General features: G+C 65.5%; 13 protein-coding genes. 5 read left to right on the top strand and 8 right to left on the bottom strand.

The features are described from left to right. Position 1 precedes the first annotated feature (1 nt). On the top strand, positions 2–1417 hold the full coding sequence (locus V474_RS08270; RefSeq protein WP_059151047.1) for an efflux transporter outer membrane subunit: 1416 nt from the start codon (positions 2–4) through the stop codon (positions 1415–1417). A gap of 115 nt (positions 1418–1532) precedes the next feature. Here V474_RS08270 and V474_RS24875 read toward each other — a convergent pair whose 3' ends face one another. Next, positions 1533–1751 carry a DUF6434 domain-containing protein gene (locus V474_RS24875; RefSeq protein ID WP_082699666.1) on the bottom strand — a complete coding sequence of 73 codons (219 nt, stop codon included), beginning with the start codon at positions 1749–1751 and terminating at the stop codon, positions 1533–1535. Between the two features lie 265 nt (positions 1752–2016). On the opposite strand from V474_RS24875, the gene V474_RS08265 reads away from it, so the two are divergent. Continuing rightward, positions 2017–2661: a GntR family transcriptional regulator gene (locus tag V474_RS08265; RefSeq protein WP_059151462.1), complete on the top strand. Its 645-nt coding sequence runs from the start codon at positions 2017–2019 to the stop codon at positions 2659–2661. Between the two features lie 34 nt (positions 2662–2695). Here the strand turns inward: V474_RS08265 and V474_RS08260 are convergent, their stop codons facing one another. The 3 genes from V474_RS08260 to V474_RS08250 form a co-directional block, all read right to left on the bottom strand. Beyond that, positions 2696–3919, bottom strand: coding sequence for a CaiB/BaiF CoA transferase family protein (locus V474_RS08260; RefSeq protein WP_059151046.1), 1224 nt, complete (start codon positions 3917–3919; stop codon positions 2696–2698). Positions 3920–3988: 69 nt separating this feature from the next. Continuing rightward, positions 3989–4897 (bottom strand): hydroxymethylglutaryl-CoA lyase, encoded by a 909-nt coding sequence (locus V474_RS08255; RefSeq protein ID WP_059151045.1) that lies wholly within the window; start codon positions 4895–4897, stop codon positions 3989–3991. Next, positions 4894–5529: an isochorismatase family protein gene (locus tag V474_RS08250; RefSeq protein ID WP_059151461.1), complete on the bottom strand. Its 636-nt coding sequence runs from the start codon at positions 5527–5529 to the stop codon at positions 4894–4896. The genes V474_RS08255 and V474_RS08250 overlap by 4 nt, the downstream gene beginning before the upstream one ends. 365 nt (positions 5530–5894) lie before the next feature. Between V474_RS08250 and V474_RS08245 the strand changes: the two genes are divergently transcribed. After that, positions 5895–7373, top strand: coding sequence for an aldehyde dehydrogenase (locus V474_RS08245; RefSeq protein WP_059151044.1), 1479 nt, complete (start codon positions 5895–5897; stop codon positions 7371–7373). A gap of 75 nt (positions 7374–7448) precedes the next feature. Here V474_RS08245 and V474_RS08240 read toward each other — a convergent pair whose 3' ends face one another. Genes V474_RS08240 through V474_RS08230 form a run of 3 tightly spaced genes read right to left on the bottom strand, consistent with a single transcriptional unit; the run spans position 7449 to position 11946 of the window. After that, a complete protein-coding gene (locus tag V474_RS08240; RefSeq protein WP_059151043.1) occupies positions 7449–8015 on the bottom strand; it encodes a cysteine hydrolase family protein in 567 nt (188 codons plus the stop codon). 8 nt (positions 8016–8023) lie between these two features. After that, entirely contained in the window at positions 8024–10183 is a 2160-nt protein-coding gene (locus tag V474_RS08235; protein ID WP_059151042.1) for a TonB-dependent receptor, read from the bottom strand. Positions 10184–10236: 53 nt separating this feature from the next. Next, positions 10237–11946 carry a thiamine pyrophosphate-binding protein gene (locus V474_RS08230; RefSeq protein ID WP_059151041.1) on the bottom strand — a complete coding sequence of 570 codons (1710 nt, stop codon included), beginning with the start codon at positions 11944–11946 and terminating at the stop codon, positions 10237–10239. Between the two features lie 379 nt (positions 11947–12325). Here V474_RS08230 and V474_RS08225 point away from each other — a divergent pair, with 379 nt between their 5' ends. Together V474_RS08225 and V474_RS08220 are read left to right on the top strand one after the other, a co-directional pair. Next, entirely contained in the window at positions 12326–13594 is a 1269-nt protein-coding gene (locus tag V474_RS08225) for an MFS transporter (RefSeq protein ID WP_169795038.1), read from the top strand. Between the two features lie 89 nt (positions 13595–13683). Then, complete coding sequence (locus V474_RS08220) at positions 13684–14760, top strand: TauD/TfdA family dioxygenase (RefSeq protein WP_059151039.1); 1077 nt, start codon at positions 13684–13686, stop codon at positions 14758–14760. A gap of 119 nt (positions 14761–14879) precedes the next feature. On the opposite strand, the gene V474_RS08215 is transcribed toward V474_RS08220, so the two are convergent. Beyond that, complete coding sequence (locus tag V474_RS08215) at positions 14880–17624, bottom strand: TonB-dependent receptor (protein WP_059151038.1); 2745 nt, start codon at positions 17622–17624, stop codon at positions 14880–14882. Between the last annotated feature and the right edge of the window lie 264 nt (positions 17625–17888).

Raw genomic sequence — 17888 nt, 5'->3', positions numbered from 1 at the left:
GATGATTACGAAGACCATAGCGGCCCTGCTGGCCGCCACCGCCCTCTCCGCCTGCGCGGTCGGCCCCGACCATGTCGCGCCCACGCCGCCGCCCTCGGCCGAGGCACCGTTCGTAGGTGTGCAGTCCGCCGAAGTGACCACCGGCGCGCCCGTGGGGCAGTGGTGGCACCTCTACAACGACACCGTGCTCGACGGCCTCGTCACCGATGCGCTACGCGCCAACACCGACCTGCGCATCGCGCTGGCCCGGATCGAGCGCGCCCGCGCTTCCTTGCGCGGGTCGCGATCGGACGCGCTGCCGCAGACCACCATCGACGCCACCGGCACCTATGGCCGCGCCTCGGAAAGCCAGGTCCTGCCCGGCTACGACCGCGAAGGTCGCCGCGTCGATGGCGGTCTATCGGTCGGCTACGAGCTGGACCTGTTCGGCCGGGTAAAGCGCGGCATCGAAGCCTCGCGCGCCGATCTCGGCGCTGCGCAGGAGGATGCCGACGCCGTGCGGGTAACCGTGGTGGCGGATACCGTGCGCGCTTATGTCGATGCCACCAGCGCGGGCGAACAGATCGACGTCGCCGAGCGCACGGTGGACCTGCTCGCCCGGTCGGAGCGCATCACCAACGCCCGCTTCGAGCGCGGCCTCAACCAGAAGCTCGACGTGATCCGCACCATCCAGCTGCGCGAGGCTCAGGCTGCCACGATCCCGGCGCTGGAGGCGCGGCGCGATGCGGCCCTGTTCCGCATCGCGGTCCTCACCGGCCGCACTCCGCAGGACCTGCCCGACGCAGTGCTTTCCCGCACCACCACGCCCGATGTCGGCCAGCCCATACCGGTCGGCGACGGCGCAACACTGCTGGCACGCCGCCCTGACGTAAAGGCCGCGGAGCGCCGCCTGGCCGCCGACACCGCACGCATCGGCGTAGCCACGGCAGACCTCTATCCGCGCATCACTTTGGGCGGCTCGGTGGGCACCACGGCTGTGGGCGCCACCGAAGTGTTCGGCGGCGGCCCTCTGCGCTGGCTGCTCGGCCCGATGATATCATGGGCCTTCCCCAATCAGGAAGTGATCCGCGCCCGTATCGGCGGCGCCAGGGCAGATGCCAAGGCGGACCTCGCCACGTTCGACGGCGCTGTCCTGCGCGCGCTGGGGGAAACGGAAACCGCGCTTTCTGCCTACCGCAACGCGCTGCTGCGCAAGGAGCGCCTCGCCGCCTCACGCGATGCGGCAAGCCGCGCCGCGAATGTCGGCCTGGCCCGTCAGAGCCGGGGCGAGATCGATTCCCTCGCCGTGCTGGACGCCCAGCGCACCCTGGCGCAGGCCGAAGCGGATTCCGCCGCCGCAACCCGCGACGTGGCCTTCGCCCAGGTCGACCTGTTCCGCGCTCTGGGCGGCACATGGCAGGACGCTCCGGCAACCTGATCGAGTGCCGTCGTGGGGACCAGATTCGTCCTGAATGTCTGGCCGCTTTCAGGACGCCCTGCTTGTCGCTGGAATGGCGGAACTTTGGTGGGAACGGACGCTTTTCCCTTTTAGCCTATCCCTGTGAAGATCGACGGCTGGTCCATTCCATCGCCGCATCCCCCATGGTCTTCGCCTTTCCATCTTTAAGAAATGCCATAAAGGCGCGGTCGAAGGTAAAGGAGGCCCCGCAGGCGCTAACGAAAAATCTTCGGACATTCTGCGTGTTACGGTAATTTCGATCCACCGGAGTAGTCGGTTCAATGACGCCGCCATGCCAGTCGAAATCCGCCATTGTCTGTGCCTGTTTGCTTGCTGAAACCGCTGAGTCCCGGCTTTGTATTCAACACGGTCCGACAAGGCAAAGTTCTTCAACGTCTGCACGGTGGCGCGACCGGAATGTCGCTGATTTGGCAGCTCATGGGTGAAAATCTTCAAAGCAGCCACGCTCGAATTTTCCCGCGTCGCGTAAAAAACTTTTTATCGACCACGCATAGCTCTCGCGAAGGCGCTTGATTTTGTATACTGCGCAGCTTCGTCACATCGCCGGGGAGGCATATTTGTCGAAAGCCAGCGATCAGGCCTATCTCGAACTGCGCGCGCGTATTCTTTCGGGTGAACTCGCGCCCGGTACGCAGCTCAAGGAAGAGGAACTTGCCGCCATCTGCGGCGTGTCGCGTACCCCGGTGCGCGATGCCATCCGCCGGTTGGAGACCGAACTGTTCGTGCGCCGCACCGACAGCCAGCGTTCCTTCGTCGCGGAATGGACGCTGGAGGACATCGAGGAAGTCTTCACGCTTCGCGGCATGCTGGAAGGCTACGCCGTGCGCCGCGCCGCCAGCCGTGCCGGCAAGGCGCAGATCGCGCGCCTGCGCACCATCAACGAGAACCTGCGCGACGTACTCGACGCGCCCACGCTCGACGTGCAGGCATACCTTGCCGCAAATGCCGAATTTCACTCGCTGATCCTGGAGATCGCCGCGTCGGACCGGCTGGCGGCGCTGCTCGGCCGCCTCGTGATGCAGCCGGTGGTCCAGCAGACGGCCATGGCCTACAGCCGCGAACAGCTGGGCCGCAGCTATAGCGAGCACACCGAGATCACGGCCGCGCTGGCGCAGGGCGACCCGGACTGGGCGGAAGCGCTGATGATCGCGCATATCCGCCGCGCCCTGCACGCGCGCCTCAAGCCTGAGCCGGCAGGCTGACGGGCCGCGCCCCGGCGGGGACGCGGCCTGTCGGTCAGATCGCCTGACGCGCCTGCAATCCTGCCATGTCTTCCGCGGAAAGACCAAGTAGTTCGCCGTAGACCTGGGCGTTATCCTGCCCGACCTCCAGCGGCGCGCGGCGGCGCACCGAACTGGGCGTGTCGGACAGCTTGGGGAAGGCATTCTGCATCTTGTAGGTGCCCCAGCGCGGATGCTCCATCTCGACCAGCGCATCGCGCGCCTCGAAGTGTGGGTCTTCCAGCATCTCTGCCGCGCGGTAGATCTTGCCGGCGGGAACCGAAAATTCGATCATCTTCGCTTCCAGTTCCTCGACCGTCAGCGTGCGGGTCCACTCCGCGATGATATCGTCGAGTTCGCGCAAGTTCTCGCCGCGTGCAACGTGGGTCGCATAGCGCGGGTCGGTGGCAAGGTCGGGGCGGCCCATCGCACCGCACAGGCGCTTGAACACCGCGTCCTGATTGGCGCCGATAAGGTATTCGCCATCGCTGGTGGGGTAGACGTTGGACGGTGAAATACCTTCGAGGATCGAGCCGGTGCGCTGGCGCACGTGGTTCGACACCATGTATTCGGGCACCAGGCTCTCCATCACCTGCAGTACCGCTTCATAAAGCGCACTGTCGACGACCTGGCCCTTGCCGGTACGCTCCCGCGCGTGGAGCGCGGCCAGCGCGCCCATGCAACCGTAAGTCGCGGCAAGGCTGTCCCCGATGGAAACGCCCATGCGCGAAGGCGCGCGGTCGGGATCGCCGACGATGTAGCGCCAGCCGCCCATGGCCTCGCCAATGCCGCCAAAGCCCGCGCGCGAGGAATAAGGCCCGGTCTGGCCATAGCCCGAGACACGCACGATGATGAGGCGCGGGTTGATCGCGTGAAGCGCATCGGGACCAAGGCCCCATTTCTCCATCGTACCGGGCTTGAAGTTCTCGATCAGGATGTCGGCATGGGCGACCAGCTTGCGCACGATTTCCTGCCCTTCGGCGATGCGCAGGTTGGCACTGACCGACTTCTTGTTGCGGGCGACGACTTCCCACCACAGCTTGGCCTCGCCGTGGCCCCAGTTGCGCATCGGATCGCCGCCACCTTTGCCGTCGACCTGCGGCGGCTCCACCTTGATGACTTCCGCGCCCATGTCGCCCAGCAACTGCCCGCAGAACGGCCCCGCGATAAGCTGGCCCAGTTCGATGACCCGGATTCCGGCCAAAGCCCCTTGGTTGGCGAGCACCCCTTCATTCGTCATTTGATGTCTTCCTGCAAAGTGGGAACAGGGGCCGGGGCTTTGCCCCTGACCCAGTCACGTCGGTGAAAATCAGATGTCCCTGCCCAGCGCTACCGCCGGGAAGTTGCCCGCGTTCGAAACCATGCCGCGAAGGGCGGTGCCCATGACGCCTTCCATCCAGTGCGACGCCTCGATCACGCGGTCGAGGTCCAGCCCGGTGGCCAGGCCTGAGCGTTCGAACATGTAGACCACATCCTCGGTCGGCACGTTGCCGGTCGCCTTGGGTGCGAAGGGGCAGCCGCCCAGCCCGCCGAGCGAGGCGTCGACCACGCGGGCGCCCGCCGCCACCGCGATCCACGCATTGGCGAGGCCGGTGTTGCGGGTGTTGTGGAAATGGACACGTACCGGGATCGGCCCGACCGCAGCGACCACCGCGCGCACCAGCGCATCGACTTCCCCCGGAGTGGCGACGCCGATGGTGTCGGCCAGCGCGATCTCGCGGGGGTTCGCCTCGGCCAGCTGGCGGGCCATGGCGACGACATGGGCCTGCGCGACTTCGCCCTCGAACGGGCACCCGAAGGCCGCGCCGATGGTCACCTGTCCGCCCCTGCCCGCCGCGATGGCATTGCGGACGATATCGGAGGCGACGATGACCGACTGGTTGCTGGTCTGGCCCTGGTTGCGCATGGCGAACGTATCGGTGGCCACGCAGACGGCGCCGGCCTCGTCGATCCCGGCTTCCAGCGCGCGGTCCAGCCCGCGCTGGTTCATGACGAGGCCGATGTAGGTCACGTCATCGCGGCGGGGCAGCATCGCAACCAATTCGTCGGTGCCCGCCATCTGCGGCACCTTCTTGGGGTTCACGAAGCTGCCGACCTCGATCCGGCGCGCGCCGTAGGCGATGGAGCGGGCGATCATCTCGGCCTTGTCTTCCAGCGAGACGAGGACTTTCTCGTTCTGCAGCCCGTCGCGCGGGCCGACTTCGACGATTTCGATCATGCGGGCAGCTCCAGAGCGGACAGATACGTGATGATCGCCTCTTCCGAGACGACGTCGGCATATTTGGCGTTCATGTCGAACAGGTTCGCCTCATGCGGTGCGGGGTGGCGATCGCCGCATCCCTCGGCGACGACGGCGGTGCGGAAACCGTGCGAGACGGCATCGACGCAGCTTGCGCGCACGCAGCCACTGGTCGACAGGCCGGTGAGGATTACCTGATCGATGCCGCGCGCGGTCAGCGTGGAAGCCAGCGAAGTGCCAAAGAAGGCGCTGGGGTACTGCTTGGTCAGCACCAGTTCGTCCGCGTGGGGGACAAGGCCGCGGGGCCACGCGCCCATGGCGCTGCCTGCCTCGAACGCGCGAAGGGCAGGCACCTTTTCGAAGAAGCGCCCGCCGTCGATGCCACCGGGGTGGTAAATGACGTTGGTCAGGATCACCGGCACGCCGGCGGCGCGCGCTGCGGCGCGCACGCGCAGGGCCGAGTCCAGCGCATCCTCGACGCCGGCATAGAGCGGGCTTTCGGGCGCGAAATAGGCTTCGACGAAATCGATGAGGATCAGCGCAGGCGATTTGCCAAATCCTGCCTTGCCGCCGAACGCGCCTGCGTAGTTCTGTGTCAGCGCATCACTCATCGCCCGTCCCGGCTCCCGTTTATGCTGCAGGCCTGTGGCAGCGATGCAGCCGAATCCCGGTTGCTTGATGCCCATTTCCATACCTCGCCTTTAGTATACAAATTTGAAGAAGGTCAACTGGCCGTGAAAATCGCCCCGTACAAATCTTCGTCGCGCGGTAGCATTGCTGCGGGATAGCGACCGAAATGGTGTCACCCGCTGAAATTGGTCCTTGTATGCAAATGCCCGCATGGCAATCATCTCGCCAGCTTGCGCCCGGCGACCTCCACGTCGCGGAAATCGCACCGTTGCATGGTTGCGCAAAAGATCGGCGCGTGGTGCTTGGTGTCCAGAGCAAATTCCCAGCATTTCCCCGAAAGGACCGCATGGACCTCCCCCTCGCCACCAGCCTGATCGACGGCGCTCCCGACCGCGCGCAGCACGGTCACCGGCTCGAAGTGATCGACCCCGCCACCGAATTGCCGCTGTGCGAGCTGGAGGAAGCCGATGCGCCCGCCGTCGACCGCGCGGTGCGTTCGGCCCGGCGCGCCTTTTCGGGCTGGTCGCGCATGGGCACCGACCAGCGTAATGACATCCTCTACGCCATCCACGACCGCCTCATCGCCGAGGCCGAACCGCTGGCCGAGCTTGAGGCCCGCACCACCGGCCTGCCGATCCGCACCCTTGCAGGACTGGTGCGCCGCGCCGCGATCAACTTCCGCAGCTTTGCCGAAGTGGCCAGCACGCTGTCGGGGGAAAGCTACAGCCAGAACCCGGACTACCTGACGTATGTGACGCGCGAGCCAAAGGGCGTGGCCGCGCTTATCTCGCCGTGGAATGCGCCGCTGGCGCTGTCATCCATGCGGATCGCGACGTGCATCGCCTTCGGCAATACCTGCGTGCTCAAACCCTCGGAATATACGCCGCAATCGGTGCTTCGCATGGTCGAACTGATGCACGAGGCGGGCCTGCCCGATGGCGTCGTCAACGTCGTCAACGGGCGCGGCGGTGTGACCGGCGCGGCATTGGTGGACCATGCGGAAATCGACATGGTCGGCTTCACCGGGGGCACCGCCACGGGGCGGCACATCATGGCGGCGGCAGGCCGGCGACTGAAGCCCTCGATCATGGAGCTGGGCGGAAAATCGGCCGCGATCGTCTGCGCCGACGCCGATTTCGAGCGTGCGCTCGACGGCACTCTGGCGGGCATCTATGCCAGCAACGGGCAGCAGTGCCTGGGCAGCTCGCGCATACTTGTCGACCGCCGCATCGCCGACCGCTTCATTGCCGAATTCGTGCGCCGCACCAAGGCCATGCGCATCGGCAGCCCGGTCGATCCCACCACCGAGATGGGGCCCCTGGCCTTCAAGGCGCACCATGACCGGGTGCTGTCCTACCTCGACGTAGCGGCGTCGGACGGCGCCGAAGTGTTGTGCGGCGGCGGTCGTCCCGAGGGGCTGGACAAGGGCTGGTACATGGAGCCGATCGCGGTGCTGGCGAAGGACAATGCCAGCCGGGTTTGCCAGGACGAGATCTTCGGGCCTTTCGCCAGCTTCCTGATCTTCGACACGCTGGATCAGGCCATCGAGATCGCCAATGCCTCCGACTTCGGGCTGGTAGCCTATGCCTGGACGTCCGATCTGGGCGCCGCGATGCGGTGCAGCCGCGAAATTCGCGCCGGGACGATCTGGATCAACACCCCCATGATGCGCGAACTGCGCGCGCCGTTCGGCGGTTTCAAGGACAGCGGCACCGGCCGCGACGGGGCGACCAGCAGCGCCGATTTCTTCACCGAGCTTAAGACCACCAGCATTGCGCTGCGCGACGTGGCGCTGCCGCAGTTCGGAGCGGCCGCGAAGGAGTGATACAAAGGACTGTCGCCGACACAGAAAAGGGCGCCGCATCGCTGCGGCGCCCTTTTCGTTTCAACCGCGCCGGGTTCAGGCGGTGAAGTCGATCTGTGCCGCGTTGCGGACGCCGCACAGCACGCCGAAAGCCTCCAGTTCCGCTTCGTGCGCAGCCAGCGAATGCGCGGCGCAGGCGTCCGCGATCACCGTCACCGCAAGGCCGCGGTCATGGCCTTCGCGCACCGCCGCGCTGATCGCCAGCGTAGTGGACACGCCTGCGAGATACAGTTCGGTAACGCCGTGCTTTTCCAGTTCCGCGTCTAGCATGGTCTTCCAGAACGGGCTGACCTGATGCTTGAGGATGATCGCCTCGCCCTCGGCCGGTGCGACTTCGGCCGCGAACTCCACGCCGGGCGAACCCAGCTGCAGCACGCCCAGCCCTTTGAACTGGGCGAACAGCGGCGAACGGGCCGGTGCCTCGGGCAGGTCGGGCGCGCTGAAGGCGACGCGGACGTGGCCCACCGGCACACCGGCGGCGCGCGCCTTTTCCAGTGCAGCGGCGGCGTTGGCCAGGACGCCGCGCCGGGCGATCTCGCCGGCCATGGGATCATGGCTGACGAGATCGGAGATGAAGTCGATAAGAAGCAGATACTTGCTCATGCGGATCCTCAGTAGGAATAGCTTAGCGAAATCTTCCAGGTACGCGGTTCGCCGGGGCTGCGCAGGCCGTAAGCGCCAAGGACGTTGCCGTAGACGTAATAGCGTTCCTTGAGCAAGTTCGACACCGAGAAGCGCGCTTCCAGGTTGTCGATGCCGGGAGGCGCCCAGCCCACATGCGCGTTCACCAGTTCGTATGAGGGCATGTACGTGATCGGCGCATTGTTGCCGCTCAGGTACTTGCCGCCCTGGTACGAATAGTCCGCACCCATCAGCAGGTCGCCGTGGCTGGAGGGGAAGCGGCCCGAGAAACCGGCAGCGCCCTGCCAATGCGGCACGTTGGGCAGATGTTGCGCGCCGGACGTGGCGGCAGAGCTGGCCGGGTCGATCTTGATGTACTTGTCGTCGCCGTAGGCGCCCGTTGCGAACAGGGTGAAGCCCTTGAGCGGGGTGTACGAGAATTCACCCTCGACGCCTTGCACGCGCGCGGTGCCCGCGTTCTGGGTCAGCGCCGAGCCGGCGATCACGACGTTGGTCTGGATGTCCGAGAAGTCGTTGCGGTAGAGGGCCAGGTTCAGGCGCGCCTTGCGGTTCAGGAACTGGGTCTTCACGCCCAGTTCGTATGCCCAGACGGTCTGCGGATCGAAGCCGTTCTCGTAATTGGTCGGGTTGGCCAGCGCGAGGTAGTTGAAGCCGCCCGCCTGGAACCCGCGTGAAACGCTGGCGTAGACGAGGACATCGTCGGTGGCCTGCCAGTTGATGCCGAACTTGGGCGTCCAGGCCTTGGCGGTACGGGTCGCGTCGATGGCGCCGTAGGTGCGGTTGGCCAGGACCGTGGTGAGGTTGTTCTGCTGACGGCCCAGCACCGACTTTTCCTCATGCGTGTAACGCAGGCCCGCCACGACCGAGAGGCTGGGCGTGAAGTCATAGGTCAGCTGGCCATAGGCGGCGTAGCTTTCCGTCTTCATGCTCACCATCTGCGGCAGCAGGTCATACAGGCCGAGCAGATAGTCGGTGCGGCCCTGATGGCCCTTTTCGCGGAAGTAATAGACGCCGCCGATGTAGTGCAGCTTGTCGTCCATGGTGTCGCCCAGGATCTGCAGTTCCTGCGTGATCTCGGTGCGGGCGGCCTCGGATTCAAGGCGGTCGAAACCGAGGGCATAGGGGCCGTCGACAGTGTTGGTCGGGCGGCCCGCGCTGGTGTCGGCCAGGAACGCCTCGGTGGTGTGGATCACGCCGGTGATCGACTTCAAGGTAGCGCCGCCGATGTCATAGCTTAGCGTCAGGTCGCCGCCGTAAGTCTCGGCATCGCCGTAACCGTCAACCGGGCTGAGATAGGTGTAGGGGTTCGATGCGGCGGGCGCGAGCGTGGTGGCATTGGTGGCCAGACCGATCGAGCCGTCGTTCTTCGCCCGCGAGTAGAATGCCGAGGCGGAGAGGCCGAATGGACCGGCGCCGATGTACTTCAGCGCTGCACGGGCGCCGTATTCCTTGGCGAAACCGTAGTCGTCCTTGCCCAGCGCCGGGGCGTTGAAGTAGCCGTCGCGCTCATAATAATTGCCGCTGACGAGGACTGACCAGTTGTCCGACAGCGGGGTCGACACGGTGCCCTTCAGGCGCTTCATGTCATAGCTGCCGTATTCAGCCTCGAAGTCGCCGAAGGGCTTGTCGCCGGGCTTCTTGGTCACGTACTTGATCGCGCCGGTCAGCGTGTTGCGGCCGTAGAGCGTGCCCTGCGGGCCGCGCAGCACTTCGATGCGCTCAAGGTCGGCAAGGTCGAGGTTGGCGCCGGTGAGGCTCGCGAAATAGAGGTCGTCGATGTAGAGGCCAACGGCGGATTCGTAGCCCACCCAGGTGCCCGCGTTCTGCCCCGCGCCGCGCATGAACACGGTCAGCGTGGTCGGATCGACCGTGCCCTGCGCCACGTTGAGGCTCGGGGTGAAGCGCTGCAGGTCGGCGGTGCGGTTGATCTGCAGGTCTTTCAGCGCGGTGGCGTCCATTGCCGTGACCGAGATCGGCGTCTTCTGCAGCGTGCCTTCGCGGCGCTCGGCGGTGACGACGATATCGCCGCCGTATCCGCTCTCAGGCGCGGGCGCGGCGTCCTGGGCAAAGGCAGGGGCAGCGCAGAGCAGTGCGGTAGTGGCAAGAAGCATTGCCGAAAACTTGGTCATGGTTCGCTTATCCCTTTGAAGATATTGTTCTTATGGTTGTGAAGGCAATCGGATCAGGAGTGCGGGATGTCCTCGAAGAGGATCATCGCCAGCAGCGGTTCGGCCTTGCGGATGCGGCCGCTATCGGGATCGACGCGTACGTCGATCAGCATCGGACCGGCAGAGGCATGGGCCTGTGCGATGGCGGCATCGAGCTCGCCACGCGTCGTCGCCACTTTTGCGGGGCAGCCGAAACCGCCGGCGATGGCGGCGTAATCCACACCGTTCAGATCGGTGTTGGAGGTGCGGCCGTAAACCAGTTGCTGGCCGTGATACTCGGTCCCCCACTTGCCGTCGTTCGCGACAAGCACGGTGAGCGGCAGGGCCGAACGGGCCAGCGTGTCGATCTCCGCCAGGAAAAAGCCCAGCGAACCGTCCCCGGTGACGAAGGCGACCGGCTTGGCGGCACGGCCTTCACGCAGGGCGGTTTCGGCTTCGGCAGCGGCCATGCCTACCGCGAGCGGGAAGCCCGCACCCATCGCGCCGAACGGCAGGAGGTTCGAGTATGAGCGCGGGCGGTGCACGCGCATCTTCGCATACGTGAAGTTCATCGAGTCCGCGCCGTCGCACACCAAAACGCGCTCTTCGGGCAGGATGGCGTCGAGCGCGGCACCGATGGAGGCGGAGTGCAGGCCCTCGCCGTAGCTTTCGAGCAACGCGTCGACGCACTGCGCGCGCGGGGCCAGCGCCTCGGCGATCCAGGCGGGATCGCGGCTGAACTGCGCGGCGTTCAGTCCCTCTACCAGCGCGGCCAGCGTGCGGCCCGGATCGGCGACCAGCGCCAGATCGACGGCGGTGTTGCGGCCGATGGCCTCGGCGCTGCTGTCGATATGGATGAAGCGGGCCTCGGCGCCGAAGCGCGGGGCAAGGCCGTAGCCGAACCACATGTTCATCCGCGCCCCGACCACGATCACGAGGTCCGCCTGGTTCACGGCGCGCTGCGCATACGGCCAGGGATAACCGGTGGGCGCCACTTCGGGGGCAAGGCCGCGGCCAAGGCCGTTGCCAAGAACGGGCACGCCCATCGCCGCCAGCGCGGTCAGCGGACCGGTAGTGTCGGACAGGGCGGCGCGGTTGTCGGTCACTACTATCGGGCGCTGCGCCGCGCCGATCAGAGCCATTGCGCTCTCGATGCCGGCTTGGTCCGCACAGGGCAGCGGGGCGGCGATAAACGCCGCGCGCGGACGGCTGGCGCATGGCTTGTTCAGGAAATCGAGCGGCAGGACCAACAGCGCCGGACCGGGAACGCCCTCATTCGCGGCCTTGATCGCGGCGTGCATGTAGTCGCCGAGCCGGTCGGGCGAGGAGACGGTGCGACTGTACTTGAGGAACGGCCCGGTCATCTCGTGCCGGTCGACGTCGTACTGGATCGCCGGTTCCACCCAGCTATCGGGGAAGCGCGTGGCGATGACCACCAGCGGCGTTTCGGCCTGTGCGGCTGTCATCAGCGCGGTCATGGCGTTGGCCAGGCCCTGCTCGGCCACGATCAACGCGAAGCCGGTGCGCCCCGTGCGGCGCGCATAGCCATCGGCCGCGCCAACTGTGCCGCTTTCATGGCGCCCGCCGACGATGGCGACGCCCCGGTCCTCGAGCGCGAACAGCAGCGGCGCATGGGTGGCCCCGGCCAGCGCGAAGACGGTGCCGCAGCCCGTACCGACGATGGCGTCCGCCAGATAGCTGGCGCAGGTCTGTTCCCCGGCCGGGGTCGCCGCCGCCTCAGTCATGGAAAGACTCGAGAACGGAGCGGAAGCTGGTGTCACAATTCGTCATGACCGGGAAGCTGACATACATCCCGCCCCGCAAGGAGAAGGGGCGCGGAAAGTTTTCACGGTGCGAATATGCATACAAAATAGGCATGGATTTCCCCTGCATGACTAATTTTTTGGCAGTGAATTTTCACGTTCTCAAGATTTAGCATACAAACTTGGGATAACGACCTCCGTCTGGTGGAAAGTTCGCGCGGCGCGTTCGCGCTGGCCGCGATAACCGTTAGGGTCACCGCCAAGCATGAGCCGGGGAGGGGACGCACCCGAGTGACTTATCCGCCATCCGGGCCGTCCAGGAACGCCCCGGACGGCCCACATTGACATGGAATTGCTTGGCATGACCGAACCTGCGCCGCCCCCCGTTTCAGCCCCCAGCCGCGCCGCCATCGGCAGCGCCGGGGAATTTCGCCGGGGCTGGCGGGCGCTGGTCGCCTGCGGAGCGGGGCTGGCCTTCGGGCTTTCTCCGATCGCGCCTTATGCATCGGGCATCCTTGCCGGCGCCATGCAGAAGGAACTCGGCTGGGCGCGGGCCGATATCCTTGCCGTGCTGATGCTGGCGCCCATCGTGCTGGTGCTGCTGGGACGGCACGTTGGCCGCCTGATCGACAAGGTGGGGCCGCGCAAGGTGGCGATCGCCTCAACCATCGGCCTGGGCTTTTCGGAACTGCTGGTCGCCGCGATCGGCTCCACTCTGCCCGGCTATTACCTGGCCTGGGGCGTGCTGGCGCTGCTGTCCATTGGCACTTTGCCGATGACGTATGCCAAGTTGCTGAACGGGTGGTTCGACCATGCGCGCGGCCTTGCGCTGGGCCTTGCGCTTGCGGCAACCGGGCTGGCGGGCGTCATCATGCCGTTCATGATGACTGCCGCGATCCACGCCATGGGCTGGCGCGGCGGCTATCTTGCCCTCGCCTTCCTGCCGCTGGTGATCGCGGTGCCGGTGCTGCTGGCATGGCTGCGCGAGGCGCCGCAGATCGCGCCCGGCGCCGAGGGCCACGCATCGATCAGCGGCGTCACCGTGCGCGAGGCGCTGCGGGGATACCGCTTCTGGGCACTTGCCTTTGCGGCGCTGGTGCTGGCCTTCGGGGTCAGCGGTCTGGTGCCCAACCTGTTCTCGCTGCTGCTGGAACGCGGCATTCCCGAAGCCAGCGCCGCCAGCGCACTGGCCGCACTGGCGATCAGCGTCACGGCGGGCCGCGTGCTGTCCGGCTTTCTGCTTGACCGGCTCTGGGCGCCCATCGTCTGCGCCGTGCTGGTTTTGCCGGCGGTGGCGGCGCTGGTCCTGCTGGTGACGCCCGGCCTTGGCGGCGGTGTGGTGATCGGCGCGGTGGTGATGCTGGGCCTTGTCGCCGGCGCGGAGTTCGACCTTGTCGCCTTCATGACCGCGCGCTATTTCGGGCAACGGCATTTCAGCGAGCTTTACGGCATCCAGTACGCCGCCTTCGGCATCGGCGCGGGTTCGGCGCCTGCCGCCTACGGCGCGCTTCATGATCGACTGGGCAGCTATGACCCCACCGTGCAGCTTTCCATCGTATTGATGCTGGTAGCGGTGGCGATCATCTTCACTCTGGGCCGCTACCCGCGTGAATTCGCAGCCGCGCATTGAGCGCATACGCATAACGATGTGCGTCCAGCATCAAGACGCAGGCGGTCGACGCGGCTAGGGTACCGCCCAAGTGCCCAAGGAGATCCAGCATGAGCGTCGCCGAAATCCCGTCCCCCGTCCTGACCGACGCCGCCTGGCGCGGGGACCGGCTGATGGAAGGCCAGGACTGGGTCTATGAACTGAGCGAGGCGCAGGTTGCCGAGCTGGAAGAACTGGGCAAACGCTTCCTCGACGCCGATCCTGACCTTCGCTTCGTCCAGGCCGAGGAATACCCACTGGTGGCCTGCGCCGAAGGCCTGCTGTCGTGGCGCCGCGACGTGGACTTCGGGCGCGGCTTCGTGCTGGTGCGGGGGCTTCGTTCTGATCTTTATTCCGACGCGCTCTCCAGCGCGATCTACTACGTGCTGGGCCTGCACATGGGCGATCCCATCCGCCAGAACGAGATGGGCGACCTGCTCGACCATGTTTACGCCACATCCGACAAGACGATGGACGATCCCACCGCCAAGTCCTCGAAGGTGCGCGACAAGCTGGTATATCATTCGGACAGCTCGGACATCGTCGCGCTGATGTGTCTGCGCGGCGCGAGGGAGGGCGGGCTTTCATGCCTCGTATCGGGGGCGGAGATCTATAACGAGATCCTGCGCCGCCGCCCGGATCTGGCGCACCTCCTGCTCGAACCGTTCCACTGGGACTGGCGCCGGCAGGACCAGGAGGCGCCTGCCGATACCTACACCTCGCCGGTGGTGAGTGTGGAGGACGGCGTGTTCTCGATGTACGCGGGCTCGCTCTACATCCTCACCGCGCAGGAATATCCCGGCGTGCCCCAGCTGACCGAGGACCAGATCGAGGTCCTGCGCCTGTTTGACGAGATCACGTACGAGCCGGGCATGGCCATCGCCATGGATTTCCGCCCCGGCGACATCCAGTGGCTGTCGAACTATGCCGCGCTGCATTCGCGCACGGAATTCTTCGATCACCCCGAACCTCAGCGCAAGCGCCACCTCCTTCGCCTGTGGCTGTCGAGCAGGACGAACCGCCCGGTGGTGGAAGGCTTCGGCAAGAACGGCGTCGTCCAGCACCGCGCCGCTCACCGCGGCGGGGTGGAGCATAAGGACGCCCGCTTCTCGATCCGCGCCATGTCAGTGCCGCGCCTGATTTCCTGAGGGTCGCGGCGGGACGCAAAAAAAGGCGGGACAGCGGCAAAGCCGTCCCGCCCGATATACCCGGGAGCATTGGAGGAGGGAGGGCCGCTTGCGCTCGGCCCTGCCCCCGGGGAAACGATTTAGTACTTCACGCGAACGCTCATGCCGTAGAACTTGTCGTCCAGGCGGATATCGTGCGGGAAGGAGGGGTTGTCGAAGTAGCTGTAGTACTTGCCGCCGTTGACGTTCACGCCGTCGACGGTGACCGTGATGTTCGGCGTCACGTCATAGCCGACCGAGAAGTCGAGGCGGCCGTTGGACTTGACCTTGTTGAACTGTACGTCATCCTGCGAACCGGTCAGCGTGCCGATACCGAAGGTCGAATCGTTGAACCCCGAGCGCCAGGTGTAAACCACGCGGGCGGTGATCCCGTACTTCTCGTAAAGCGCGCCGGCGGTATAGCTGTACTTCGAGACGCCCAGCAATTGCTGGCCTTCCAGCTCGTCGCCCTTGGTGGTCACCTTGCTGTCCGCATAAGTGAACGTGCCCATGACGCCGAAGCCGTCGAAGCCTTCGGGCAGGAAGTCGAAGAAGACCTGACCGGCAGCCTCGATGCCCTTCAGTTCCGACGAACCCAGGTTGCGCGGCTGCGTGATGCGGTAGGTCTGACCGTCGATCACCTGGACCGTGTTGTCACCCGCAACGCGGTCCTTCAGCTTGCGCATGTAACCGGCCAGCGAGAGGTAGCTGGAACGACCGAAGTAGTATTCGGCGGTCACATCGAAGTTGTTGGACTGCTGGGCCTTGAGGTCCGGGTTGCCGCCCGTGCCCGTCAGAATGACGTTGGGGTTCCCGCCCGGCGCCGCCAGCGACAGGCCGGGGTTGAGATCGCCGAAGGTCGGGCGGGACACCGTCTTGGCGTAAGTCGCACGGAACTGCAGCTGGTCGGTCGCCTTGAAGCGGATGCTGGCGTTGGGCAGGATGTAGACGTCGCTGGTGTCGCGGTTCACGGGCACGAACAGGTCGCTGCCGCCAGCCCCGCCGCCGATCACGCGCGAAGTGCCGTCGATGGTGCGGCTGGTGCTGACCACGCGCACGCCGAACAGACCGTCAATCGCTGAAACGTCGCCGATGTCGAGCTGGTACTTACCTTGAACGTAAGCCGCGAAAGTCTTTTCCGCCGCATCGTAGTTACGGGTGGGATCCCAGTCGGGGTCACCGGCCGGGGCGCCGTAGAGCGCGCGCAGGTCATCGGTATTGTTGAGCAGGTAGCCCGCGTTTGGCGTGTACCAGTGCTCCCCGCCGTTGAGCGAGGGGATCGAATCCGGCGAACGGACCATGAAGTCGGACGGCAGTCCGACAGAGGACACCAGCGTGCCGCGGTTCGGCCCGGGGAAGCCCGGACCGCCGGCAACCGCGCGGAACGAACCCTGACGGTCGCTGTAGCGCGCACCGAACTGCATCTGGCGCAGGAAGCTGCTGTCGATATCGAACGCGGTGTCCAGCTTGAAGGCGTACTGGCGGCTGTTGGACTTGTTGAGGTCCTGGAACAACGTGTTGGCGAACACGAAGCCGTCCGGCGTGCCCAACGGATTACCCTGCATCACCGAGGTGCCGTGGCCGTTGTCGTCCACCACCACGTCGACCGCCGTGTTGTGCTTGGCAACGTCGACGATGATCGCGCGGTTGGAATTCTTCGACTGGATGTAGCTGGCATCGAACACGACATGGATGGTGTCGGTGTTCCACTTCGCGCCGCCGCCCAGCACGTACTGGTCGGTGCGCTGCTTCTTGGCCTGCGTGCTGGTGAGCGCGTCGACGCCGTTGAAGGTGGCAGACTTGGCGATGCAGAGGTTCTGCGGCAGGTGAGCGGGGTTGTCGGCGTCTCCCAGAAAACCGTCAGCAGGGTTGACCGGCGCAGTGAAGCAATCGTCACTGGCGACACCGTTGCTGATGCTGCTGCCCGCGAACAGGTCTGCGAAGATGAAGTTGGTTGCGAATTCCGAACGGTAGCCGGTGTAGACACCGTCGAGGTAAAGTTCGAGTTCCGGGGTCACTTCCCATTGGAGCGCGGCGTTAACCTGCGGACGGGTGTTGTGGCCGGTGTCGGTGGTGCCGCCCACGCAGGTCGGCAGGACCAGACCCGGCGCGCCTGCGGGGCCGTTGTTGGATGAGCGCGGGTCGCAGTTGAACGAGACAGGGCGGCTGAAGTTGTTGCGCGCATAGGACACGTCGATCAGCGCGCCCAGACGGCCATCGCCCACGTCCCAGGTGTTGGCGACGAGCAGGCCTGCGGTGTAGCTGGTCTTGTCCGAAACGCGGCCGTTGTAGACACGCCCGTTCGCGGCGATGGTCAGGCCCTTGTCGAAGTTGAAGGGCTTTTGCAGCTTCATGTCGATGACGCCGGCAACGCCGCCTTCGACGAGGTTGGCCGAGTTCGACTTGTAGACGTCGATCCCGCCGATCGCCTCCGCCGGAAGATCCTGGAACGAGAAGCCGCGGCCCACACCGGTGAAGATCTCGCGTCCGTCCAGCGTCGTCAGAATGTCACCCAGGCCGCGCACGATCGGGCTCTGGATTTCGTTGTTGAAGCCGTTCGTGACCTGGACACCGGCAACGCGCTGCAGCGCGGAGGCGACCGAGGTATCGGGCAGCTTGCCGATGTCTTCGGCGACGATCGAATCGACGACAAGGTCGGAGTTCTTCTTGACGTTGCGCGCTGCCTCTAGGCTGGCGCGCTGGCCGGTGACGACGATCTCGTTGCCCTCGGCAACGGACGGAGCGGCTGCATCCTGCGGAACATCCTGCGCAAAAGCGGCAGGCGCACAGGCCACCATGGCCAGCACGGAAGATGTCAGTACGAACGAATGGGTGATGCTTTTCATGTGCCTCCCTCCAGAAACCAAATCGGCCCCCTGTCGGGGCCTTGTCCCGGCTCATAGCTATCCCATTCTAGTCCGACAAGACATATTTGTCTGATAAATGAGTTGCCATGATAAAATGACGATGGTAGCCGCTTTTCCAACGCTCTCGCGGCAACGCACCCATGACGAACGAGCGGGTTTAAGGGAGGCCGACATTTCTTCCGCTGACGACAGCATCACCGCCGCAGGGTCCAGCCTGAGGTCACGCTCGTGGTTCAACAACCC

Origin of the sequence: Novosphingobium barchaimii LL02 (assembly GCF_001046635.1) — a bacterium.
In the GTDB taxonomy this organism is placed as follows: Bacteria; Pseudomonadota; Alphaproteobacteria; order Sphingomonadales; family Sphingomonadaceae; genus Novosphingobium; species Novosphingobium barchaimii.
Note: the sequence above shows the minus strand (reverse complement) of the source record. Positions and strands in the feature narration are given on the sequence as shown.